Source organism: Devosia algicola, from assembly GCF_028816455.1.
Taxonomy (GTDB): Bacteria; Pseudomonadota; Alphaproteobacteria; order Rhizobiales; family Devosiaceae; genus Devosia; species Devosia algicola.
In genome coordinates, this window is record NZ_CP118246.1 from 3,563,929 (window position 1) to 3,585,330 (window position 21,402).

At 58.0% G+C, this 21,402-nt stretch carries 22 protein-coding genes and 2 pseudogenes; 11 read left to right on the forward strand and 13 right to left on the reverse strand.

Annotation, left to right across the window (positions count from 1 at the left end; genetic code table 11):
* Positions 1-5: 5 nt before the first annotated feature.
* The 3 genes from ehuC to PSQ19_RS19030 form a co-directional block, all read right to left on the reverse strand.
* Positions 6-677, reverse strand: a complete 672-nt coding sequence (gene ehuC, locus PSQ19_RS19020) for an ectoine/hydroxyectoine ABC transporter permease subunit EhuC (RefSeq protein WP_282219041.1) — start codon at positions 675-677, stop codon at positions 6-8.
* A 90-nt stretch (positions 678-767) separates the two neighbouring features.
* Positions 768-1,118 (reverse strand): type 2 periplasmic-binding domain-containing protein, encoded by a 351-nt coding sequence (locus tag PSQ19_RS19025; protein WP_282219042.1) that lies wholly within the window; start codon positions 1,116-1,118, stop codon positions 768-770.
* Complete coding sequence (locus tag PSQ19_RS19030) at positions 1,027-1,635, reverse strand: transporter substrate-binding domain-containing protein (RefSeq protein WP_282219043.1); 609 nt, start codon at positions 1,633-1,635, stop codon at positions 1,027-1,029. The genes PSQ19_RS19025 and PSQ19_RS19030 overlap by 92 nt, the downstream gene beginning before the upstream one ends.
* A gap of 436 nt (positions 1,636-2,071) precedes the next feature.
* On the opposite strand from PSQ19_RS19030, the pseudogene eutB reads away from it, so the two are divergent.
* The 4 genes and pseudogenes from eutB to argE all read left to right on the forward strand — a co-directional run bounded on the left by eutB (position 2,072) and on the right by argE (position 6,446).
* Positions 2,072-3,074, forward strand: a pseudogene (gene eutB / locus PSQ19_RS19035) (hydroxyectoine utilization dehydratase EutB).
* On the forward strand, positions 3,067-4,059 hold the full coding sequence (gene eutC / locus PSQ19_RS19040) for an ectoine utilization protein EutC (protein WP_282219044.1): 993 nt from the start codon (positions 3,067-3,069) through the stop codon (positions 4,057-4,059). The pseudogene eutB and the gene eutC overlap by 8 nt, the downstream one beginning before the upstream one ends.
* Before the next feature lie 17 nt (positions 4,060-4,076).
* Complete coding sequence (gene doeA, locus PSQ19_RS19045) at positions 4,077-5,261, forward strand: ectoine hydrolase DoeA (RefSeq protein ID WP_282219045.1); 1,185 nt, start codon at positions 4,077-4,079, stop codon at positions 5,259-5,261.
* Between the two features lie 12 nt (positions 5,262-5,273).
* The gene (gene argE, locus PSQ19_RS19050; protein ID WP_282219046.1) at positions 5,274-6,446 is read left to right on the forward strand and encodes an acetylornithine deacetylase; all 1,173 of its coding nucleotides are present in this window, start codon (positions 5,274-5,276) and stop codon (positions 6,444-6,446) included.
* Here the strand turns inward: argE and PSQ19_RS19055 are convergent.
* From PSQ19_RS19055 to PSQ19_RS19070, 4 genes are all read right to left on the reverse strand, one after another.
* Positions 6,443-6,949, reverse strand: coding sequence for an isoprenylcysteine carboxyl methyltransferase family protein (locus PSQ19_RS19055; RefSeq protein ID WP_282219047.1), 507 nt, complete (start codon positions 6,947-6,949; stop codon positions 6,443-6,445). The genes argE and PSQ19_RS19055 overlap by 4 nt on opposite strands.
* Entirely contained in the window at positions 6,949-8,007 is a 1,059-nt protein-coding gene (locus PSQ19_RS19060; RefSeq protein ID WP_282220753.1) for a type III polyketide synthase, read from the reverse strand. The genes PSQ19_RS19055 and PSQ19_RS19060 overlap by 1 nt, the downstream gene beginning before the upstream one ends.
* A gap of 108 nt (positions 8,008-8,115) precedes the next feature.
* On the reverse strand, positions 8,116-8,652 hold the full coding sequence (locus PSQ19_RS19065; RefSeq protein ID WP_282219048.1) for a carboxymuconolactone decarboxylase family protein: 537 nt from the start codon (positions 8,650-8,652) through the stop codon (positions 8,116-8,118).
* A 3-nt stretch (positions 8,653-8,655) separates the two neighbouring features.
* Positions 8,656-9,078: an OsmC family protein gene (locus tag PSQ19_RS19070; RefSeq protein WP_282219049.1), complete on the reverse strand. Its 423-nt coding sequence runs from the start codon at positions 9,076-9,078 to the stop codon at positions 8,656-8,658.
* A gap of 335 nt (positions 9,079-9,413) precedes the next feature.
* Between PSQ19_RS19070 and PSQ19_RS19075 the strand changes: the two are divergent.
* The 5 genes and pseudogenes from PSQ19_RS19075 to PSQ19_RS19095 all read left to right on the forward strand — a co-directional run bounded on the left by PSQ19_RS19075 (position 9,414) and on the right by PSQ19_RS19095 (position 14,243).
* Positions 9,414-10,860, forward strand: a pseudogene (locus PSQ19_RS19075) (ABC transporter substrate-binding protein).
* Between the two features lie 47 nt (positions 10,861-10,907).
* Positions 10,908-11,858 (forward strand): ABC transporter permease, encoded by a 951-nt coding sequence (locus PSQ19_RS19080; RefSeq protein WP_282220754.1) that lies wholly within the window; start codon positions 10,908-10,910, stop codon positions 11,856-11,858.
* Complete coding sequence (locus tag PSQ19_RS19085; RefSeq protein ID WP_282219050.1) at positions 11,855-12,706, forward strand: ABC transporter permease; 852 nt, start codon at positions 11,855-11,857, stop codon at positions 12,704-12,706. The genes PSQ19_RS19080 and PSQ19_RS19085 overlap by 4 nt, the downstream gene beginning before the upstream one ends.
* On the forward strand, positions 12,703-13,500 hold the full coding sequence (locus tag PSQ19_RS19090; RefSeq protein WP_282219051.1) for an ATP-binding cassette domain-containing protein: 798 nt from the start codon (positions 12,703-12,705) through the stop codon (positions 13,498-13,500). Before PSQ19_RS19085 ends, PSQ19_RS19090 begins: the two co-directional genes overlap by 4 nt.
* Positions 13,497-14,243: an ATP-binding cassette domain-containing protein gene (locus tag PSQ19_RS19095; protein WP_282219052.1), complete on the forward strand. Its 747-nt coding sequence runs from the start codon at positions 13,497-13,499 to the stop codon at positions 14,241-14,243. Before PSQ19_RS19090 ends, PSQ19_RS19095 begins: the two co-directional genes overlap by 4 nt.
* 151 nt (positions 14,244-14,394) lie before the next feature.
* Here PSQ19_RS19095 and PSQ19_RS19100 read toward each other — a convergent pair whose 3' ends face one another.
* Positions 14,395-15,378, reverse strand: a complete 984-nt coding sequence (locus PSQ19_RS19100) for an SDR family oxidoreductase (protein WP_282219053.1) — start codon at positions 15,376-15,378, stop codon at positions 14,395-14,397.
* Between the two features lie 248 nt (positions 15,379-15,626).
* Here PSQ19_RS19100 and PSQ19_RS19105 point away from each other — a divergent pair, with 248 nt between their 5' ends.
* Together PSQ19_RS19105 and PSQ19_RS19110 are read left to right on the forward strand one after the other, a co-directional pair.
* Positions 15,627-16,124 carry a 2,4'-dihydroxyacetophenone dioxygenase family protein gene (locus tag PSQ19_RS19105; RefSeq protein WP_282220755.1) on the forward strand — a complete coding sequence of 166 codons (498 nt, stop codon included), beginning with the start codon at positions 15,627-15,629 and terminating at the stop codon, positions 16,122-16,124.
* An 18-nt stretch (positions 16,125-16,142) separates the two neighbouring features.
* Entirely contained in the window at positions 16,143-16,901 is a 759-nt protein-coding gene (locus tag PSQ19_RS19110; protein WP_282219054.1) for an SDR family NAD(P)-dependent oxidoreductase, read from the forward strand.
* Here PSQ19_RS19110 and PSQ19_RS19115 read toward each other — a convergent pair.
* The 5 genes from PSQ19_RS19115 to PSQ19_RS19135 form a co-directional block, all read right to left on the reverse strand.
* On the reverse strand, positions 16,898-17,776 hold the full coding sequence (locus PSQ19_RS19115; RefSeq protein ID WP_282219055.1) for a carbohydrate ABC transporter permease: 879 nt from the start codon (positions 17,774-17,776) through the stop codon (positions 16,898-16,900). The genes PSQ19_RS19110 and PSQ19_RS19115 overlap by 4 nt on opposite strands.
* Positions 17,773-18,384, reverse strand: a complete 612-nt coding sequence (locus PSQ19_RS19120; protein ID WP_282219056.1) for a carbohydrate ABC transporter permease — start codon at positions 18,382-18,384, stop codon at positions 17,773-17,775. Before PSQ19_RS19120 ends, PSQ19_RS19115 begins: the two co-directional genes overlap by 4 nt.
* 13 nt (positions 18,385-18,397) lie before the next feature.
* Positions 18,398-18,763, reverse strand: coding sequence for a hypothetical protein (locus PSQ19_RS19125; RefSeq protein ID WP_282219057.1), 366 nt, complete (start codon positions 18,761-18,763; stop codon positions 18,398-18,400).
* Between the two features lie 70 nt (positions 18,764-18,833).
* Complete coding sequence (locus PSQ19_RS19130; RefSeq protein ID WP_282219058.1) at positions 18,834-20,054, reverse strand: ABC transporter substrate-binding protein; 1,221 nt, start codon at positions 20,052-20,054, stop codon at positions 18,834-18,836.
* A gap of 107 nt (positions 20,055-20,161) precedes the next feature.
* Complete coding sequence (locus tag PSQ19_RS19135; RefSeq protein WP_282219059.1) at positions 20,162-21,334, reverse strand: ABC transporter ATP-binding protein; 1,173 nt, start codon at positions 21,332-21,334, stop codon at positions 20,162-20,164.
* Positions 21,335-21,402: the final 68 nt, after the last annotated feature.

The following is a 21,402-nucleotide window of genomic DNA, read 5'->3' on the forward strand; positions in this document are numbered from 1 at the left end:
TCACCTCACCCGCGCGCCGAACGCCAGCGGCCAACATAGCGCTCCAGCATTTTCATCATCGCCGTCACCACCAGCGCCATGCCGAAATACATGAACAGCACCATGGTGTAGATGGTCGTACTGTCCTGGGTGAAATTGCGCAATTGCTCAGCCCGAAACGCGAGATCGCCGAGGCTGATCAGCGAGACGAGTGCTGTATCCTTGAGGTTTTGTACTGCCAGATTGCCAAACGACGGCATCATTTCGGGAATTGCCTGGGGCAGGGCAACCGACCATAGCGTCTGGCGACGGGTAAAGTTGAGGGCCTTGGCGGCTTCGAACTGGTCCTTGGAAACCGCTTGGATGGCCCCGCGTACGACCTCAGCCCCATAGGCCCCGATATTGAGCGCCAGCGCCAAAACCCCGGCCACGACCGGAGGCAGACGCAAATCCAGACCTATCCCTTGACCCAAAATTGGCAGAGCGAAATAGAGCCAGAACAATTGAACCAAAAGTGACGTGCCGCGAAACACCTCGATATAGGTAACGGCGACGGCCTTGATGCCATGGTTGCGTGAGGTTTTGCCGATTCCGGCGGCAAAAGCCAACGCAGCCCCCAATATGGTCGAATACAAGGTCAACTGAACAGTCAACCAAGCGCCTTGCATCAGCGGATTGAGATACTCGGTCCAGTGCATCCATTGCTCTGATCTGCACCCTGGCGCCTGCCGGGGTTCGGGTGGGGAAAGGGCAGGTCATCGCGACCCGCCCCCCGAATTGGCGTGCGCTTATTTCGGCGCGCAAAGTTCCTCGGTCGTTTTGTGGCCGGAGCCATCGACGTCTGCCTGCGTGAAGCCATAGCCCATCAGGGTCTTGCTCCAATCGTCGGTGCTCTTGTACTCGGCCAAAACACCATTTACCGCGTCCCGCAAATCTTCCGATCCTTGGGCGAAGGTAAAGGCACCCCAGCTACGCACTTCCTCGCCATTGACCACCGGATCAACGAACTCGCCGGCAACTTCAACTTTGTCGCCCTTGGCAGCCAGTTCACTGGCGGTCAGGCTGGTGGCGGCATAAGCATTGGCGCGGCCGGTCGATACTGTGGAAATGGCATCGGCATTGGACGAAATGGTCACCATCTGGTCCTCGGCAACACCAAGGGCCTGCATCATGTCGAGCCTGGTCTGCCCCGGCCATGATCGCCACCTTGATGTCCTTGCGCTTGGCAAAATCATCAAAGGAGTGAATGTCGTCAGGATTGCCCGCGGCAACCAATAGCCCTTCGCCATAAGAGGTGTTGGGTTCGGAATAGATTACCTGTTCGCAGCGCGCTGGCAGCACGGCCATTTCAGCCGCGACCATGTCGAAACGATCAGCCTGTAGGCCGGGGATCAGACCTGAAAATTCCGCGGTGACCCATTCAATGTCCTTGATGCCGAGTTTATCCATGATGTGCTTGGCCACATCGGGGCCCGCGCCCTTGGCGTCGCCATTGGGGTCGATATAGCCATAGGGAATTTCATTGGCGACGGCGATGCGGATCTTGCCAGATTTTTGGATGTCGGCGAGCGAGGCTGCGCTCACCGATGCCGATCCCATCGCCATGACGGCGATGGCAGCTAAAATAGTCTTGCCGAATTTTTGAGTATTGAGCATGTGTTTACTCCCGTGTTCCTGATATTGGCGGTTCATGGTTGCCGCTGTTGGTTGGTAGCCATAACAACGAACCAGCAGTTAGGTTGCAAATTGTCTGGCAAGCCATGTGGCCTGCTCCGGTAAGGCGAGAACAGTGGTTAAGCGAACCGGGATAGCCACAAGGCACAAAGGCGGATTATTTGTATGCCCTCACGCTGAACTTTGAAGATGCACAGGGTTGCGGATCGAGCCGGTCAAGTCGAGGGAAGAACTCTCTTTATGTTGTGCCCCAGATAGGCAGATCGGCTGCGACCCGCCAAATGTTTAGTGAGATCAACTATCTGGCTGACGGGCATAGTTCTGGCTTGGCGCGATAAAATTCATCAAAATCCGCCTGTCGTACCGGGCGGATCGTCTGCCTGCGGCTGTAGCCTTTTTCAGGTTACATTATCGGGAGGTGCCTTTGGCTGTTGCCTTCACCCAGATCCTGGCAGCGCGCCGTCGTATTGCCGGTCACGTGTTGCGCACACCCCAGCGCGACGCCCTTGGTCTGAGCGCCAAACTCAATTGTGACGTCCGCCTCAAATGCGAGCACCACCAGACCACCGGCAGCTTCAAGCTACGCGGCGCCACCAATGCCGTCCTGTCCCTCTCTGGTGCTGAACGAGGCTGCCGGCGTAGTTGCCGCCTCGACCGGGAACCATGGCCGCGCGCTGGCCCATGCCGCCAAAAGCGCGGTCTGCCGTGCTGTCATCTGCATGTCAAAACTGGTGCCGGCCAACAAGATCGCCGCCATCGAGGCGCTGGGCGCACATATCCATATCGTCGGCGCCAGTCAGGATGACGCGCAAGCCGAAGTTGATCGCCTGGTACGCGATGAAGGATTGACCATGATCCCGCCGTTCGATGCCGCCACTGTCATTGCCGGGCAGGGCACCCTTGGCCTCGAAATGCTTGAGGATGCGCCCGACGCCACCGCCGTTCTGGTCCCCCTATCGGGCGGCGGCCTGATGGCAGGCGTTGCCCGCGCCATCAAAACCATCAATCCCGCCATTCACTTAGTCGGCGTCACCATGCAAAAGGGTGCAGCCATGCATCAAAGCCTAGCTGCTGGCGCGCCAGTTGCAGTTACCGAATTGCCAACGTTAGCCGACTCGCTGGGCGGTGGCATCGGCATGGATAATCAGCACAGCTTTGCCATGGTCCGCGATCTTGTCGACCAAACCGTTCTGGTCAGCGAAGCAGATATCGCCGAGGCCATGCGCTACGCCTATTTTGAGGAAGGTGAGGTGCTGGAGGGCGCCGCCGCCGTGCCGCTCGCCGCACTGTTGAGCGGGCGCGTCCAGCCGTCTGGGGAGGTCATTGCGCTCCTCACCGGCAAGAATATCGACATGACCCTGCACCAGCGTATCATGGCGGGTGACAATCCCGACCTGGAGGCCGAGACCGCCCATGCCTGATGTCACTATTCTGACCGAGGCCGATTTGCGCCAGTTGGTGCCGCTCGACGCCGAAGCAATTGCCTGCGTCGAAAACGCTTTTCGGGCGCTGGCGACAACGGCGGTAGTCATGCCGCCAATCCTGCGTCTTGATATGAAGGAGGCCAATGGCGAAGTCGATGTCAAAACCGCCTATGTGCCGGGCATTGAGAGTTTCGCCATCAAGATCAGCCCCGGCTTTTTCAACAATCCCGCCTTGGGCTTGCCTTCAGTCAATGGCCTGATGGTGCTGTTAAGTGCCCGCACCGGCCTGCTGGAGGCTGCCCTGTTCGACAATGGTTATCTGACGGACGTGCGCACCGCCGCCGCCGGGGCAGTCGCCGCCCGGCATTTGGCGCGCCAAGATGCCCATACTGCCGCCATTCTTGGCGCCGGCGTGCAGGCCGGACTGCAATTGCAGGCGCTCATGCAGGTGCGCCCCATCCGGTCGGCGCGGCTATGGGCACGCGACCCGGCCAAGGCCGAACAACGCGCCGCCGAACTGTCTGCGTCCCTCGCCATACCGGTAACTGCTTGCCCTGAGCCGCGCGAAGCGGTCCGCAACGCCGATATCATCATTACAACAACACCAAGTACGACCCCGATACTCAAGGCGGCTTGGCTCGAACCTGGCCAGCATATCACCGCCATGGGATCTGACGCTGAGCATAAGAACGAAATCGACCCTGCCGCCTTTGCGTTACTAACTCGCTATGTGCCTGATCGGTTAAGCCAGACACGAGTGCTGGGCGAGTTGCATCACGCCATCGCTGCACAACAGGCGCTCGCGGACACCGATTATGTCGAACTGGGCGCCATAGTCAGCGGCCTGGCCCGTGCTCGCACCGATCCCGATGATATTACACTGGCCGACCTGACCGGAACCGGCGTTCAGGATACCGCTATTGCAACTCTTGCCTATCAGCGTGCCAAACAGGCACAACTGGGGCAGATTTTTTCCACCTGAGGCCCTTGGAGGTCCAATTGCCTGATATTGCGCTGCCGTTTTCGATTGCAGAGTACCAGGAGCGCCTGGTCAAGACCCGTGCCGCGATGGCACGGGCCGATATTGAAGTGCTCGTTGTCACCGATCCCGCCAATATGTCTTGGTTGACCGGCTATGATGGTTGGTCATTTTACGTGCACCAGGCCGTGATCATCATGCCCGAGGGCGAGCCATTATGGTGGGGGCGCCCCATGGATGGGGTCGGCGCCCGCATGACCAGCTATCTCTCACCTGAATCCATCCACTCCTACCCCGACCATTATGTGCAAAGTGCGACCATCCATCCCTATCAGTTGATGGCGGTGTTGCTACGCCAATATGGCCACGCCAGCGCTCGTATCGGGCTGGAAATGGACAATTATTATTTCACCGCAAAATGCCTTGAAACACTGCGTCTGGAGTTAACTGACGCCCAGTTCATTGATGCAACGGCGCTGGTCAATTGGCAGCGCGCCGTCAAGTCCGAACAAGAACTCATTTATATGCGTCGCGCCGCGCGCATCGTTGAAGTGATGCACCAGCGCATTCGCGATACCGCCGAAGATGGCTTGCCCAAAAGCACTCTGATTGCCGAAATTTACGACGCCAGTCTGCGTGGCGCCGATGGATTTGGCGGTGACTATCCCTCCATCGTGCCGCTTACCCCTTCTGGCACCGATGCCGCCGCCGCCCATTTGACGTGGGACGATCGCCCGTTGCGGCGTGGCGAGGGCACTTTTTTTGAAATTGCCGGATGCTATCGACGCTACCATTGCCCGATGTCGCGCACCATCTATCTCGGCGAACCACCCGCTGACATGCTGCGCGCAGAAGAGGCGGTGCTCGAGGGGCTGATCGACGGGCTCGAGGTTGCGCGTCCCGGCAACACCTGTGGCGATGTTGCCGACGCATTTTTTGCCGTGCTGGCCAAGCATGGCATCGAGAAAAATTCGCGCACCGGCTATGCGGTTGGCATCTCCTATCCCCCAGATTGGGGCGAGCGTACCATGAGTCTGCGGCCGGGCGACCAGTCGATCCTCGAACCCAACATGACCTTCCATTTCATGCCGGGTCTATGGGGCGACGATTGGGGTTTTGAAGTGTCGGAAACCATCAGGATCACCGAGGATGGCCCCGCCGAATGCCTGGCCGATGTCGCTCGCGAACTGATCATCAAACCCTGACCCGGAGACAGCATGGCCCACCCGCTGCTCACCGATGCAACAGCACTTCTCGATGATCTGATCGCCTATGACAGCATCAGCCTTAAATCAAACCTTTCCCTCATCGCCTATCTGGCCGAGCGACTCGACCATTTGGGTATTCACACAAGCTTGAGCCATTCAAGCGACGGCCAGCGGGCCAACCTGTTTGCAACCGTAGGGCCGCTGGATACCGATGGTGGCATCGTCCTGTCGGGCCATACCGACGTGGTTCCGGTTGCCGGCCAGGACTGGACCGGCGATCCGTTCACCACGCGCCTGCACGACGACCGCATTTACGGACGCGGCACCTGCGACATGAAGGGTTTCATCGCTTGCGCCATGGCCAGTGCGCCTCTGTTTGCCAGCCAAAAACTCACGCGCCCGCTGCATTTTGCCTTCACGTTCGATGAGGAAGTCAGTTGCCTCGGTGCCCAGGTCATGCTCGAACAATTGGCCAGAACCGGCCCGAAACCCGCCGTATGTATCGTTGGTGAACCTACCGAGATGCGCATCATTGAAGGGCATAAGGGGTGCTGCGAATATGCCACCCATTTTACCGGCAGTCCCGGCCACGCCTCTCAGCCAGATCTGGGCGTCAATGCCGTTCACTATGCGGTGCGCTATGTGACCCGCCTGCTTGAAATCGGGGAAGCGCTCAAGGCGCGGGCGCCGAAAGATTCTCGCTTCGATCCGCCTTGGTCGACCATCCAGGTTGGTCGCATCGAAGGTGGTACTGCCCGCAATATCATTGCTGGAGCTTGCTCGCTCTCATGGGAACTGCGCCCGGTCAACGCCGCCGATCTGGCCTTTGCCAAAACCGACATCACAACCTACGTTCAAAACACCTTGCTGCCTGCCATGCAGGCGGTCAGCCCTGATGCTGATATCGTTACTGACATCATCGGCGAAATCATCGGGCTCCAACCGATGAGCCAGTCCGAAGCCGAAACCTTGGTCCGCGCACTGACCGGCGATAATGCCCCGGCCCAATGTGTTGCGTTCGGCACCGAAGCGGGCCTATTTCAGCAGTTGGGCATTGCCACCGTCATTTGTGGCCCCGGCTCGATCCAGCAGGCCCACAAGGCCGACGAATTTGTCGCCTTGTCCCAACTCGATACGTGCCTCTCAATGATGAGCCAACTCCGCAACCGTCTGGCTGCCTAGGCCTCGGGCAAACTGGCCAATGCCGTATTTTCAGCCCTGATGCGTTTCACCATCATCGCCGCGTTCAAAAGCGTAAAGACAATCGCGACCCAATAAAGGCCCAAAGCCATGGGCACCGCAATCAACTCTGCCGCCACCAGCCAATAGTTTGGATGGCGCACAAAGCGATAGGGCCCTCGCTGGATCGCAGGCTCATCAACAATAATGATCCGTGTAGTCCAACGCCCGCCCAGACTGCGCAATATCCAAAATCGCCCGGCCTGCAGTACTAGATAGACGCCAACCCATCCCCACAGCAATGGCTGCTGCCAGCCAGACAGTACCAGTGTCCCGATCCATGCGGTGTGCAGCGCCACGATCAGCCAGTAATGATCAGCCCCAAGTTCGCGACCGCCGCGCGCCAGTAGCGCCACCGTGTTGCGCTTGGCAATCCGCAATTCCACCAGGCGCTGACCGATGACCAGCACCAGCAACACAACCGCGCCAATCGAAACACCGCCCATCAGGCGAACCGGATCGGCAGCATCGAGGCGGTAAAACCTGGCCCTAGCGCCGCCAGCATCATCGTGCCATCGGGCGCGCGCGCCATCACCCGCTCCAGAACAAACAGGGCCGTGGGCGCCGACATATTGCCATAGTCGCGCAACACCTCACGCTCGCTGTCCAGCACGCCTTGTTCAAGATGTAGCGCCCCTTCAATGGCTTCCACCACCTTTGAGCCCCCGGGATGGCATATCATGCGGCTCAAATCATCGCGGGCCAGCCCCATGCTTTCCAACCCGCCATCAACCGCGTCGGCAAAATTCTGTTTGACGAATTCGGGGATCGAGCGGTCAAAAATTACCCCGAACCCGTCCGTATCAACGTCCCATCCCATGATCGGCAATGTGTCGGGCCATGTGTACTCGGCGCCCACTCCAAGAATCGGATGGCTCGAACTCTCCGTCGATAGGCACGCGGCCGCCGCGCCATCACCGAACAGCACGGTGGCAATGATATCGGCCTTTTGCATTCTGTCGGCACGAAATGACAGGGTGCAGGTTTCAACGCACACCAGCAGCACCTTGCTGCCCGGTGTTGCCGCCGCCAACCGCGCCGCGATCGACAGCCCAGTCACGCCACCCGCGCAGCCCAGTCCAAACACCGGCACCCTCATGACATCGCTTCTGAACGCCAGGCTTGCCATCGCCCGCGCCTCCAGTGTCGGCGTGGCGATGCCGGTCGAGGTGATGGTGACGATTGTGTCAATCTCCTCGGCCCGCAGGGACGCATCAGCCAGCGCCTTGTTAGCCGCCGCGACAAACAGGGTCGTTGCGCCCTCAAGATAGGCCGCGGTGCGTTCCGGCCAGTCTTTGCCCGCCTCGAACCATTCGAACGGCACTACCGAATAGCGTTTGTTGATCCCTGAATTGGCAAAAGACTTCGACAGCCGTTCAAACTCTGGATAGCGCGGTCCCAATATACGGCTGGCAACAATTTTGACCATGTCCTGAGGCAATTCATGGGCAGGTACAGCCGTGCCCAGACCAAGCAGTCGGGCAGGGTGTGCAGCAATTTGCATGTTCACAATGGGCTCACTTTCAAAAGCGCAGCCATCAGGGGCAAATCGTGCGCACTTTGTTAAACGCAGCCAAATTGGTTTTGGATGCCCTGAACGGCGTTTTGACGGTCACAACCCGGTTACGCCACCCAGAAACGGCAGTAATTCTGCGTCCATCGCCGTCTGAACCGCATCGGTGAATAGGTTGGTCGCCACCATCAATCCGGCAAAGGCAACCAGATCGACCAGCGTTTTATCGTCATGACGGGCCGCCACCGCCGCCCATATCGCATCGGGCACGGCCTTTGGGTCGCGCCCCAGCGATCGCCCAAACGCCACCAAAGCCAATTCTTCCGCATTCAGTTCAAGATTGTCTGGATCGTCACCCGCCATGACAATTGCGCGCCGCATGAACCCCATGCCGATTTTACTGTCCGAGGCTGCGCAAATTGCCTCAGCAAACAGCCAGATGGCGCGCTCCCCGACCACCGGCAATAATTGGTCGCGCAGCGTGAACCATTCGCCATATACCCGCAGCGCCGCCGGGGAGTGCAGCAGCGTGCGCTTCATATTGGTCATACGCCCGCGCAAGCGCATTTCTTCATCATGGGCTGCGCGCTGCTCGCTATTGGCGTTGGCATAATCAACCTGGCTGATCCGGGCCATCGGCTACATCACCGGCGTAACGTCGCGCACGATGGCACCATGTTCAAATGTATTGCCTACGGTGCAGATCTCATGGGCTTCAGCGATCAATTCCTGCCGCTCTGCTGGACTAAACTCGCCCTCAATACGAAATGAACAGGCGAATCCCGCCACCCGCGACGGTCCGTCCGGGGCCTTCTCATGGGTCACATCCACATTGACCGACGTGAAACGTTCCTGCCAACCCAGCTTGCGCACCGCGATCCGCACACTCAACACCAGGCAGCCTGCTAACGCTGCGTCCATCAGTTCTAGCGGGGTAAATCCCTCGTCCGATGCCAGATTTGCCAACTTTGCTCCAGCGCCCGATTGCGCCAAAACGCTTCCCGCACCTACCTGATCAAGCGATGCTCCAACCGTGGTGGGACGCGTAACGATATTGACCATGATTTTTCCTTTGCACTAGTCTGCCAACTACGCACCTTGCCACGCTACTGGCGGGGCCAGGAACGGTAAACGAGCGTGCTATAGCAATGTCATCTGCCTGAATTGCTTTGTCAAAACGCGACAGGGTGTGGAAAACAATTTCCCGGAGTCGCGCCTAAAACGCAACCGGGGAACCGCAAGGTCACTGGCTATATCGGCATTTTGCGATATAGTTTACTGACGTCACCGTTTTACGGTCAGACCCGTTTGTCCAGTCCAGGAGCAATCCCATGCCGCTATTCGCCCGCCCCAATCGCCGTCAGTTCGTCATCACGGCCCTTACCGCCAGTGTGGCCATGCTATCGGTCAGTCCCACGGTTCTGGCCGCCGCTGACACCAGCGCCGTCATCGAAATCGGTTCACTTTATGAGCCGCAGAACCTTGATAACACCGCCGGGGCCGGGCAGGGCATCAATGAAGCGTTCAATGGCAATGTTTACCAGGCCCTGTTTGGCCTGACTGACGATGGTGATGTGCAGAATGTTTTGGCCACGAACTTTACTGTCAGCGATGACGGATTGACCTATACCATTACCCTTCAGGGCGGCGTTACATTCCATTCCGGCGACCCATTGACCGCTGCCGACGTCAAGGCCAGCATCGAGCGCGTGACCGCTGAAAGCTCCAAGAGCTCGCGCAAGAACAGTCTTTCCACCATCACCAACATCGAAACGCCCGATGATCTGACGGTCGTCATCGCGCTCAGCGAACGCTCGATTTCGCTGCCCTATAATCTGAGCCTATGTCTGGATCGTCAACGATGCCGCAACCGACATCACCGACAGTGAAGATGGCACCGGCCCCTACAAGCTGGATCAATGGCGCCGTGGCTCCAGCCTGTCGCTGACTCTTGCCGACAATTACTGGGCAGCTCCCCCACCAATGCTGGCGTTGTCTTCAATTATTTCACCGACGCCACTGCTCTCAACAATGCACTTTTGACGGGCGCCGTCGACATCATTACCTCCGTGCAAAGCCCTGATGCGCTGGCCCAGTTCACCGATAATCCCGATTTCACTGTTACCAACGGCCAATCCACGACCAAGGAACTGATGGCCTTTAACGACCGCGTTGCCCCCTTCGACAAAGTCGAGGTCCGCAAGGCCGTTGCTCGCGCCATCGACGACAAAAAGCTGCTGGAATCGATCTGGGGCGATTATGGCACCCTGATCGGCTCGTTCGTGCCGCCGACTGACCCCTGGTATGTCGATTTGACGGCGGTCGATGCCTATGATCCCGACAGCGCCAAGGCAATGCTGACCGAGGCCGGTTATCCCGATGGCTTCACCTTTACCCTGGATACCCCCGATTACGACCCGCACCCGATTGTTGCCGAATTTATCAAAAGCGAGCCTGGCCAAGGTCGGCGTCACCGTCAACATCAACATCATCACTGCCAATGAATGGTACACAAAAATCTACCAGGCCCATGATTTTGATGCGACCTTGCAGGAACACGTCAATCACCGCGATATCGTGTTTTACGGCAACCCCGATTTTTATTGGGGGTACAACAATCCCAAGGTGATCGAACTGATCAAACAGTCCGAGGCCAGTGCTACCCTTGACGAACAGAACGAAAAGTTGACTGAAGCCAACAAGCTGATCGCCGAAGATGCGGCCAGCGACTGGCTATACCTTTACCCGCAGATCGTGGTATCGGCCTCTAACGTTAGTGGTTATCCGGTCAACGGGCTGAACTCACAGTTCTTCGCCTACAACATCGAAAAAAGCGCAGAATAGATCTGCTGCGAGCCGACAAATGGAGTTGAACAATTCTCGTTTATATCCTGCGTCGGCTCGTCATTCTGTGCTTGTCTCTGCTGCTGGCCTCGCTAGTGCTGTTTGCGTTATTGCGTCTATTGCCGGGCGACCCCGCCAACGCCCTTCTTGGCGTTGGTGCCGATGCGGACCAGATCGCGGCTGCACGCCAGCAGGTCGGATCCGACCTGCCGCTATGGCAACAATTTATCCGCTTCATTACCAGTCTTGCCCGGTTTGACCTGGGCACCTCGTTTGTCAGTCAGGCCCCCGTAGGCGAGGAGATTCTGGCGCGCCTCACCGTCACGGTGCCACTGACGCTTCTGGCGTTCGCATTGGCGATCATTCTGGCGGTGCCCCTGGGCATTATTGCCGCGGTCAAATCGCATAAATGGTATGGCGGGCTGATTTCGGTCTTTTCCCAGTTGGGTATTGCCATTCCCGTCTTCTGGGTCGGCATCCTGTTGGTCACCGCTTTTGCCATCAATTTGCGTCTGTTTCCCTCGGGCGGTTTCCCGCGTCAGGGTTGGGGTAATCCCGCCGAAGCGTTGCGCGACCTGACGCTGCCGGTTCTGACAGTCGCCACCGTCATGGCATCCTCGCTGGTGCGCTATGTGCGCTCAGCCACTCAGGATGTGTTGGGCAGCGATTATTTGCGTACTGCCCGGGCGCTTGGCTCCAGCTTTACCGAAGCCCTGTTGCGCCATGGTGTGCGCAATGGCTCGGTGCCGATCATTTCCATTCTGGGGATTGAACTGGCCTCAACCTTTCTGGGCGCCGTGGTGGTCGAGCGTGTGTTCACCTTGCCCGGCCTTGGCTCCATGTTGCTGTTGGGCATTTCCCAACGCGACTATCCCAATGTTCAGGGTGTGTTGTTCGTGTCGACATTGCTGGTGCTGTTCATCGGCTTTTTCGCCGATCTCGCACAACGCTTGATCGACCCGCGCCTGCGCGACCGCAGCCGAGGCGCGGCCTCATGACCACAATAGAGTTGGATCGGCCTGCGCCGCGCGCCGCCATATCCTGGACATTTGTGGTTGGCATGACCCTTGTGGGCATCCATGCCGCCATCGCGCTGTTGACATTGGTCTGGACCCCATACGATCCTTCGAGCACCGCTGGCGGTCGCCTCGAAGCTCCTTCCTTGCTGCACTGGGCCGGTACCGATCGGTTGGGCCGGGATTTGTTTACCCAGATCATGATCGGGTCGCGTATTGCTCTGCAGGTTGGCATAGGCGCTGTCGGCATTGGCGCCGCCATTGGGGTCACCATTGGCGTGCTCGCCGCTTTTGCCACCCGCCTGCTCGATGATGCATTGGCCGCCGCCTTCGATATTCTCATAGCCTTCCCGACATTGTTGTTGGCTATGCTGGTGGTCGCCGCCAGTGACACCGCCAGTCTGTGGTCCGCCATTCTGGCGCTCGGCATTGCCCTGTCCGCCATTGTCGGGCGCTTGACCCGCATTCTGGCCAAGCGGGTGTTGCAGATGGATTTCATCACCGCCGCCCGCACCTCTGGCACCTCATGGCCGCGCATCGTTGTAATCCATGTCTTGCCCAATATCTGGCCGACGCTGATGGTCAATTTTGCCCTGCAATTCGGCCTCGCTGCCATTGCCGAAGCCTCCCTGTCCTATCTCGGCCTCGGCGCGCCACCGCCCAATGCTTCGTGGGGTCGGCTGCTGCAAGAGGCACAGGGCACTGTCTATACCGCCCCCTTCGGGGCCATCGCACCGGGCCTGGCACTGTTGGTTCTGGTCATTGGCATCAATTTGTTCGCCGATGGTTTGCGCGATGTCGGCGATCCAACCCGCAGGCGCAGCCGATGAGTTTGCTCGCTGTCAACAATCTTGGTATCGCCACCGGTGGTCAAGATCTGGTCGCCGATCTGTCGTTTGCGATTGAGCCGGGTCAACGGCTTGGTCTGATCGGGGAAAGCGGTTCGGGGAAATCGCTAACCGCCATGGCCATTACCGGCCTGTTGCCCCCCGCCATCGTGCCACGCGGTTCAGTAACCCTTGATGGGGTCGAAGTCATTGGCGCGCCGGAGCGAAAACTCAATCAATTACGCGGCGCCGCCAGCGCCGTTGTGTTTCAGGAACCGCTGACCGCGCTTGATCCGCTGATGAAATTGGGAAACCAGTTGGCCGAACCACTGCACCGTCGTTTTCGCCGCGAAGGGCGCGACCTTGCCAACATCGATGCTGAAATCATTGCCCTGCTCGAGCGTGTCTCGCTGCCGCAGCCACAGCGCATCGCCAATGCCTATCCTTATGAAGTGTCGGGCGGTCAGCGCCAGCGCGTCGCCATTGCCATGGCGCTGGCCTGCCGCCCCAAATTACTGATTGCCGATGAGCCAACCACGGCACTCGACGTCACCACCCAGGCTGAAATTCTGGCCCTGCTCGACAGTCTGGTGCGCGACCTTGGCATGGCGCTCCTGTTCATTAGCCACGACCTGCCGGTCGTTTCCACCATCGTCGATCAGGTGCTGGTGTTGCGGCAGGGGCGCATGGTGGAAACCGGCCCGGTCAAAACCGTCCTTGGCGCGCCGCAGCATCAATATACCCAATCGCTGGTGGCGGCCGCCCGCGCCTTTGATAGTGCGTTGGGGGCATCATGAGTATCCTGTCGCTTGATCAGGTCAATTTTGGCTACACCAGCAAAGCTCGGGTTCTCAACGAAGTCAGCTTCAATGTTGAACGCGGCGCCAATCTCGGCATTGTTGGTGAAAGCGGTTCAGGCAAAACCACACTGTTGCGTCTGTTGCTGGGGCTGGAACGGCCAACCAGCGGCACGATAAAATTTGGCGGCGATCAACTCGATCCGCGCGACGCTCGTTTCATGCGCCGTTACCGGCGGGCCGTTCAAATGGTGTTTCAGGATCCCTATTCCTCTCTCGATCCACGTCAGCGCGTTCGCGATATCATCGCCGAGCCGCTCCGGTCTCTGCGCATAGAGGGTAATCACGATGAGGCGGTTGCCGCAGCGCTCACCGAAGTCGGCCTGCCCACCGACGCTGCCCGACGCTATCCGCATGAATTTTCCGGCGGCCAGCGCCAGCGTATCGCCATCGCCCGCGCCATCGTTGCCCGCCCGGAACTGGTGCTCGCAGATGAAGCGGTCAGCGCGCTCGATCTGTCGACCCGTATCCGCATCGTCGAACTGCTCAAGCAATTGGCCCACACCATAACACTGGTGCTGGTGTCCCACGATTTGGGCGTGGTCGCCGCCCTGTGCCCGCGCATCGTCATTCTGGAGCGAGGCGTTGTTGTAGAAGCCGGCGACACCGCCGCCATTCTTGCTGCCCCCCAACATCCCTATACTAAAAAGCTGATCGCCAGCGTGCCGCGTATGCCCGCCTGACGACGCGTTGTATCAAGCCGGACACCCTAGGTCCGTGGCGCCGTTGGCGCATGATAGTCTACACGCCACTTTCGACACACTTTCGATCAGATCGGCGAGCCTCACCCACACAGTGAACCAACTGGAGTGTGCCTTTGCGCCATGACCCTGCCTAGCGTCCTAGAGCCGATTGCCCAGCGCAGATCCGGTCCAAAAGCGCATCCATTTCGCCTTTTGGGGGCAGGCCGCTATCGAGTCGTTGCTTCAAATATTTCACCGACTCCACCAGTATTTCATCAAGGTTGGTTTCGCAGCTAAATTGTCCCGCGACGCTCTTGACCTTGGAATTGTCAAACAGGGCCGGCCATGACTTGTCGCCGGTTAACGGCCCTTCCCATTCATGATGGTAGCGTACCAATGTATCGGTGGGGACATGAACGATTTTTGGTTCAACGCCCAATGCCTTGCCAATGCTGACATAAATCGCGTCCCAACTGTGCGCCAAGTCCGAGGTTATATGAAATGCTTCGCCGAGCGCGTCGCTCTTCGAAAAAAGCCCGACGAATGGCACCGCAAAATCGGCCGATCGTGTGAGCGTCCAGGGCGTATTGCCGTCGCCCGCGACAATCACTGGATCGCCTTCGATCATCCGTCGCGCAATCAGATCGCCTTCGCCCATCATGGTGGGAAGACCGGTACGTACTGTGTGGCTGGGGCGAATAATCGTCCAGGACAGGCCGTTGCTGTCCTTGAGTAACTGCTCGCAGGCAATCTTGTTTTGGCTATAGGTCCAAAACGGGTTTATCGCTGGCGTCTTCTCGGTAATCACATAGTGCCGCGCCGGTTTCTCGTAAACCGAAGCAGAGGAGATGAAAATATACTGCACCACCTTGCCCGAGAATATGCCGATATCCTTGGCCACCTGATCTGGCGTAAAGGCGATGAATTGGCACACAATATCATACCCACCCTCGGCTAATGCGTCATATTCTGGACCCTTCATGTCGCCAACGATTGACGTTACACCGGCGGGAAGCGCCGCACCGGATTTGCCACGGTTAAAGACGCTGACCTCAAAGCCTTCACTGACCGCGCGCTCGACGCAGGGGTAGGAGATTTGTCCGGTACCGCCGATGAAAAGAACTCTTTTGGCCATGAATTGCCCTCCGCAAATTGTTGCCTGACCGGTCTCGGTCAAGACCATTACTTCGTTATCTCGTGACGAGTCAGAAAACTCGCGTTCGTCGCTCAGGAATGCGGTTTTGCGCCGACAGACGGGCGCCAGCATGACCCGCCAGCGAGGTACATCACCTGCCAACTGACATCCATAGCCATTGACCCACGCCAATGGAAATTGGACACTACCACGCTTACTATCGGCAATAATATCGTGAAAGACCAGTGATGTATCAGAATATGAAGGGGTCCGCCCATTCCCTTGCGCCTAGCGAAATCGCTATCGCTGCCGTGCCTGATGATGAACGCGCCTGGGTGCCTCAGGCCGAGGGGGTCTGGTTTCGTCCGCTGATGCTCAACACCATGCAAGGGCAATGGTGCAATCTACTCCGAGTGCGCCGTTCTGGTGTCCTGTCGCGCCATCTGCACACCAATCCGGTGCATGGATATGTCATCAAGGGCAAATGGCACTACCTCGAGCACGACTGGGTTGCCGGTACGGGGTGCTATGTATTTGAGCCTCCCGGCGAAATTCACACGCTGGTCGTGCCTGAAGATTGCGAGGAAATGATTACCTTCTTCAACATCACAGGTTGCATGTATTACGTTGACGCCGACAACAAGCACATCGGATTTGAGGACGTCTTCACCAAAATTGACATGTGCCGCCAACATTATGAAACGACGGGCCTGGGGGGCGACTATGTCGATCAGTTCATTCGTTGATCGGGGTCGGAGATCGCGATGAGCAGCGGCGAGTCAGATTATGATTGGGCGCGGTGTTGGTATGTCGGGCGTCGCGTTTTGGTCACCGGCGGCACCTCTGGCATCGGTGCTGCTATCGCCTCTGCCTTTCAGCAGGCGGGGGCGGAGGTCATTGCCACCGGCATTGCCCCGTCCGAGATAGAAATGATGGCCAAGCGGCATGGCGACGACATCGATTGTCGCCTGCTTGATGTGCGCGACCAGACAGCGGTTGAGTCACTGGTCGGTGGATTCAAGGCGCTGGATATAGTCGTCAATTGCGCCGGGGTCATTCGGCGTAACGACGAACTCGATCCCGCCGTGTTTGATCAGGTCGTCGACATCAATCTGAATGGCACCATGCGGGTCTGCGCAGCGGTACGCGCACTGTTGGTGCGCTCTGACGCGGCCGCGATACTCAACACAGCGTCAATGTTGTCGTTTTTCGGTGGAGGCCTTGTTCCCGCCTACGCCGCCAGCAAGGGCGGTATCGCTCAACTGACTAAATCCCTTGCGATTTCCTACGCCCGCGATGCCATTCGGGTAAACGCGGTTGCACCGGGCTGGATCGCGACGCCGCTGACACAAGGGTTGCGCGACGATCAGGACCGGTCCGAGGCGATATTGGCGCGAACACCACTCAATCGCTGGGGGCAGGGCGGCGATGTTGCCGGCGCGGCCCTGTTTCTTTGCTCGCCTGCCGCCGCCTTTATTACCGGCACAATTCTGACGGTGGACGGCGGCTATTCAATTTGCTAGCCCTTGACGGCGCCCGCCGTCAGGCCAGATTGGAACTGCCGCGTCATCAGCAGATACGCAAACAGGATCGGGGCGGTGGATACCACGACGCTGGCAAATACCAGCCCCCATTCAGTTGAATAGGCCCCGACAAAGGATACGATACCGACCGGCATGGTTTGGCTCTCAGGTTTGAAGGCAACGATCAGCGGAATGAAGAACTCGTTCCACATCCAAACCCCATTCAGGATCGCCACCGATATCAGGCCCGGCTTCATCAAGGGCAGTACGATGCGCCGGAAAATCTGCCACTCGGTCGCCCCATCGACCTGCGCCGCGCTGATCAGATCGCGCGGCAAGGTCGCAGCGATTGGACCCAATATGAGCACGCCAAGTGGTAAACCCAAGGCGATATAGGGGAAGATCAACGCCAGCAAGGTGCCAAACAGTCCAAGCCATTTGATCAGAATGAACAACGGCAACACGATCATGTTGACCGGCACCAGAAGCCCGGCGACAAAGAAGGTATAAAGCCCCATTGCAAATGGTTTTTCCTTGCGGCTGATCCCATAGGCTATCAATGCGGCCAGCAATGTGCTGCCGATCACCGAAACGGCGGTGACAATGATGGTGTTGGGCAGTGTCACGGAGATGTGGGCGTCGCGCCAGGCGCGGCTGTAATTATCCCATGCCCATGTCCCCGGCAGACCATAGGGGTTGCCGAAAAAATCCGGCACGGTCTTGAACGACGCCAGCACCATATAGGCGATAGGAACCAGGACCATCAGCGAAAGAATGGCCAGAAATACTGAGCGCGCAGTACCCACAATAAGTCGCGTACGGGCTGCGTTGGCGCCGCGGCGTCGGCGGCGTTCTGCCAGTGATGGCGCGGTCATGATTGTATCTCCTGACGCCGCAATATCTTGATCAGTGCCCAGGCGATAAAGGTCATGAAAGCAAAAACCACCAGTGCAAGCGCAATGGCAAAACTCATGCTGATGTCGTCGGTGTAATTTCCCGACCCGCCAAAGGCGGTTCGATAGATCAGGGTGCCAACCACGTCGGTGCGATAGTTGGGCGACCCCAATGGGCCGGTCAGGACATAAACCAGATCGAAGGTCTTGAAAGTGCCGATAAACGTCAGAACGGTGAGCGCGGTAAAGGAAGGCGAAAGCTGCGGGAACACCACCCGCCAGAATGTTTGCCAGCCATTGGCTCCGTCGATATGGGCCGCCTGTTTCAACTCCTCAGGCACGTTTTGCAAGCCCGAGAGATATATGACGATGGCCCAGCCAACGCTATTCCAGGCGGTGACGGCAATAACGGTGGGTAGTGCCGTGGTCGGATCGCTCAACCAGTTCCGGGCTAAAAAGCCCAACCCGAGGTCCTTGAGCACCGGATTGATAAAGCCGATGTTGGAACTCAACATCAAGGTCCAGATAAAACCTGTCGACACCAGTGAAATGATCACCGGCATGAACAGCACCGCCCGATAAAATTCCATGAATCGTGGCTTTTCATTGAGCCTGAACTGCAATGAACAGACCCACCGTATGCTGGAAAATCAACATGGCCACGAACAGGATCACATTGTTGATGGCCGCGCGATAGAGCGGCCAATAGGTCAAGGCCTCCTGAAAGTTCCCAAGACCGATAAACTCAAAGCTGGTGCCGCGTCCGGTCCAGTTGGTCATGCTGATGACCAGCGCAAACAGCGTTGGCCCCACCATTACCGCAACGAAAAACACTAACCCGGGCACGACAAACAGCAGATGTCCATATTTGCGCATGACTTCTGATGTGGCACGCCGTTTGGCGGTGCGTTTGCTGCCCGACGGTGTTGTCAGGACCGACGCTGATCCCAGTGAGCCGTTCTGTGTCATGGCTGTGCGGTCCAAACTGTTGTTCAAGGCCTAAGCGGGGGCGGCGGCAGGTGCCGTCGCCCCCAAAAGGCTACATGCTGGAGGAGGGCTTGACCGCGTCCTGAACGATCTGGGCAAATTCCTCTGGCGTGATATCGCCGAGGAACAAGGCAGCCGCGTTCTGCTGAACGACGCCAAACACCGCGCCGGTTTCGGGCATTTCGTAAAATACCCGCACGTCATTGGAACGACCCGCTTCGATCATTTCCTTCATCACCTCATTGTCCGATGGCACGATGCCCTTGGTTGTCGTCAAGGTGATGGTGTCCACCACCATCTGGGCCGGCTCGGCGGTCATCATCCACTGAAGGAAGGCGACGGCTTCATCGATATGCTCGCTCTTGGCGTTGACGTTGTAGGGCGCTTCCATGCCGGTAACCGTGGCTGGCGTGCCGCCATCAACCGCCGGAAAGGGCACGACACCGACATCTACATTGGGGTTGGTTTCAAGGAACCCTGCATAGTCGGCTGAACCGCCTTCGAGCATGGCCCCACGGCCAAGCGCGAACAATGCCTTGCCCTCGACATAGGGCGTGGCAAGAGCACCCTCCTGGAAGCACGAATAGGAGTCCTTGAGGAAATAGGCGGCTTTGAGCACATCGGGGTCGGTGAACTTGCGGGTGCCCGCACGGATTTCATCAAATCCATCCGCCTTGACCACGCTGGCAACCATCATGGCGTAAAGGAACGAGGGAATGATCCCGTCCTGCGCCGGTGCGATCATGGGCGTGATGCCCTTTTCTTTGAGGGTATCGCAAAGCGCCATGAACTCGGTCTGGTTGGTCGGCGGGGTCAGCCCGTTTTCTTCAAATATCTTGCGTTGGTAGTAGAGACCAACCGTGTAGGAACCCAGGATCGGGGCGCTATAGATCTTGCCATCGAGCGTGATGGCGGCAATTGCAGAATCCGTCAGCCCCGACACATCCAGTTTGTCGGTCAGATCAACGGTATACCCAGCCGCCGCAGCGTCCGCAGTCACCGGACCCGGATTAAGACCAAAAAGGTCGGGGGCCTCCCCTGCGGCCAAGGCGGTGTTAAGCCGCGTATTATAATTGGTGCCTGAAATTTCTTCGAGTTGGATATCGATATTGGGGTTCAATTCCTCATACTTGTTGAGGATTGCCTCCACCCGGTCTTTCCACTCTGGATGGTTGTGCCACATCGTCAAAACCACCTTGTCCTGCGCAATGGCCGACATTGCAGTGGCCGCCAGTAGTGCGCCAACCAGTAAGCCCTTGATCAGTGTTTTCATCGTCGTCTCCTCCTGTTTGCAGTATCCGAGCGCAGTTTCCGCGCCTTCTTTTCGAGACCGTCACGGTCCAAAAGTTTGCCAAAGCCGAGTCTGTCTTGCCCGGTCCTCTAAATTGCCAGCCCGGTGGCAGCATCGAAGAAATGCAATCGGTCGCAGGCCACTGCCACCTCGATCGGTTGGCCAGCCTTGACCAGTGATCGCGCACCAAATCGTCCGATGCACACGCCTTTGGCGCCCTCGGCCACGACGATTTCATCAAGCGAATCCTGATCGGAAACCTTGGCCAGCGGCGCGTCGATCGGAAAATGCACCATGTGGTCCGAGCCCAAGGACTCGTTGAGTATGACGGTTGCCTTGAGCCGTTGATCGGCCGGGTGCCCCGGCACTAGTGTGGCGTCCTCAAGATCTTCGGGGCGCAGTCCGACAATGACTTCATCGCCGATCTTTGCCGCCAGCTCGGCCCGATCCACAAAAATGCTCGCCGGAATGGCAAGTCGATTGCCGCCGAGCACCAGTGTGCAGTTGCTTTCATCACGTTCAAGGCTCGCCCGGTAAAGGTTCATCGACGGCGAACCGATAAAGGAGGCAACAAAGGTATTTGCTGGTCGGTTGTAGATATTGTCGGGTGTATCAACTTGTTGCAGGACGCCGTCTTTCATCAGCGCGACCCGGTCGCCCATGGTCATCGCCTCGACCTGATCATGAGTCACATAAATCGTTGTCACTTTGACCCGGCGCTGAATTTGCGCAATTTCCGAGCGCATCTGCACGCGCAGCTTTGCGTCAAGATTGGACAGCGGTTCGTCCATCAGGAAAACCGAAGGTTGCCGGATGATCGCCCGTCCCATGGCAACCCGTTGGCGCTGTCCACCCGAAAGATTACCCGGTTTGCGCCGCAGATAATCTTCGAGCTGCAGGATACGCGCCACCTCGGCGACCCGGCGAGTGATCTCCGCCTTTGGCACACGGGCAATTTGCAGCGAAAAGGCAATATTGTCGAAAACGCTCATGTGCGGATAGAGCGCATAGCTTTGAAATACCATCGCAATATCGCGGTCTCGCGAGGCATATTCATTGACGACTTCGTCGGCAATGAGAACCTCTCCCGCCGTGATCGGCTCCAGTCCCGCGATCATTTTCAAAGCAGTTGACTTGCCACAACCAGACGGGCCGACCAGCACCAGAAACTCGCCATCAGCGATCGCCAGACTCAGATTGTCCACGGCGGTGATTTGGCCTGCATAGGTTTTCGTCAGGTTCTTGAGTGTGACATTAGCCAACCAGCATATCCTCCCGACAAGCAGCATGCATTTGTCTGCTATTGTGTGTTTATCGTTCTAAATGATAC

Excerpts from the sequence above, each read along its gene's own strand:
- PSQ19_RS19115 (WP_282219055.1), bottom strand. The coding sequence starts at position 17,776 with ATGACCGCGCCATCACTGGCAGAACGCCGCCGACGCCGCGGCGCCAAC.
- PSQ19_RS19095 (WP_282219052.1), top strand. The coding sequence starts at position 13,497 with ATGAGTATCCTGTCGCTTGATCAGGTCAATTTTGGCTACACCAGCAAA.
- PSQ19_RS19090 (WP_282219051.1), top strand. The coding sequence starts at position 12,703 with ATGAGTTTGCTCGCTGTCAACAATCTTGGTATCGCCACCGGTGGTCAA.
- PSQ19_RS19025 (WP_282219042.1), bottom strand. The coding sequence starts at position 1,118 with ATGGTGACCATTTCGTCCAATGCCGATGCCATTTCCACAGTATCGACC.
- PSQ19_RS19085 (WP_282219050.1), top strand. The coding sequence starts at position 11,855 with ATGACCACAATAGAGTTGGATCGGCCTGCGCCGCGCGCCGCCATATCC.
- PSQ19_RS19105 (WP_282220755.1), top strand. The coding sequence starts at position 15,627 with ATGTATCAGAATATGAAGGGGTCCGCCCATTCCCTTGCGCCTAGCGAA.
- PSQ19_RS19055 (WP_282219047.1), bottom strand. The coding sequence starts at position 6,949 with ATGGGCGGTGTTTCGATTGGCGCGGTTGTGTTGCTGGTGCTGGTCATC.
- PSQ19_RS19060 (WP_282220753.1), bottom strand. The coding sequence starts at position 8,007 with ATGCAAATTGCTGCACACCCTGCCCGACTGCTTGGTCTGGGCACGGCT.
- PSQ19_RS19065 (WP_282219048.1), bottom strand. The coding sequence starts at position 8,652 with ATGGCCCGGATCAGCCAGGTTGATTATGCCAACGCCAATAGCGAGCAG.
- PSQ19_RS19130 (WP_282219058.1), bottom strand. The coding sequence starts at position 20,054 with ATGAAAACACTGATCAAGGGCTTACTGGTTGGCGCACTACTGGCGGCC.
- ehuC (WP_282219041.1), bottom strand. The coding sequence starts at position 677 with ATGCACTGGACCGAGTATCTCAATCCGCTGATGCAAGGCGCTTGGTTG.
- PSQ19_RS19100 (WP_282219053.1), bottom strand. The coding sequence starts at position 15,378 with ATGGCCAAAAGAGTTCTTTTCATCGGCGGTACCGGACAAATCTCCTAC.
- eutC (WP_282219044.1), top strand. The coding sequence starts at position 3,067 with ATGCCTGATGTCACTATTCTGACCGAGGCCGATTTGCGCCAGTTGGTG.
- PSQ19_RS19120 (WP_282219056.1), bottom strand. The coding sequence starts at position 18,384 with ATGGAATTTTATCGGGCGGTGCTGTTCATGCCGGTGATCATTTCACTG.
- argE (WP_282219046.1), top strand. The coding sequence starts at position 5,274 with ATGGCCCACCCGCTGCTCACCGATGCAACAGCACTTCTCGATGATCTG.
- PSQ19_RS19110 (WP_282219054.1), top strand. The coding sequence starts at position 16,143 with ATGAGCAGCGGCGAGTCAGATTATGATTGGGCGCGGTGTTGGTATGTC.
- PSQ19_RS19030 (WP_282219043.1), bottom strand. The coding sequence starts at position 1,635 with ATGCTCAATACTCAAAAATTCGGCAAGACTATTTTAGCTGCCATCGCC.
- PSQ19_RS19070 (WP_282219049.1), bottom strand. The coding sequence starts at position 9,078 with ATGGTCAATATCGTTACGCGTCCCACCACGGTTGGAGCATCGCTTGAT.
- PSQ19_RS19125 (WP_282219057.1), bottom strand. The coding sequence starts at position 18,763 with ATGACACAGAACGGCTCACTGGGATCAGCGTCGGTCCTGACAACACCG.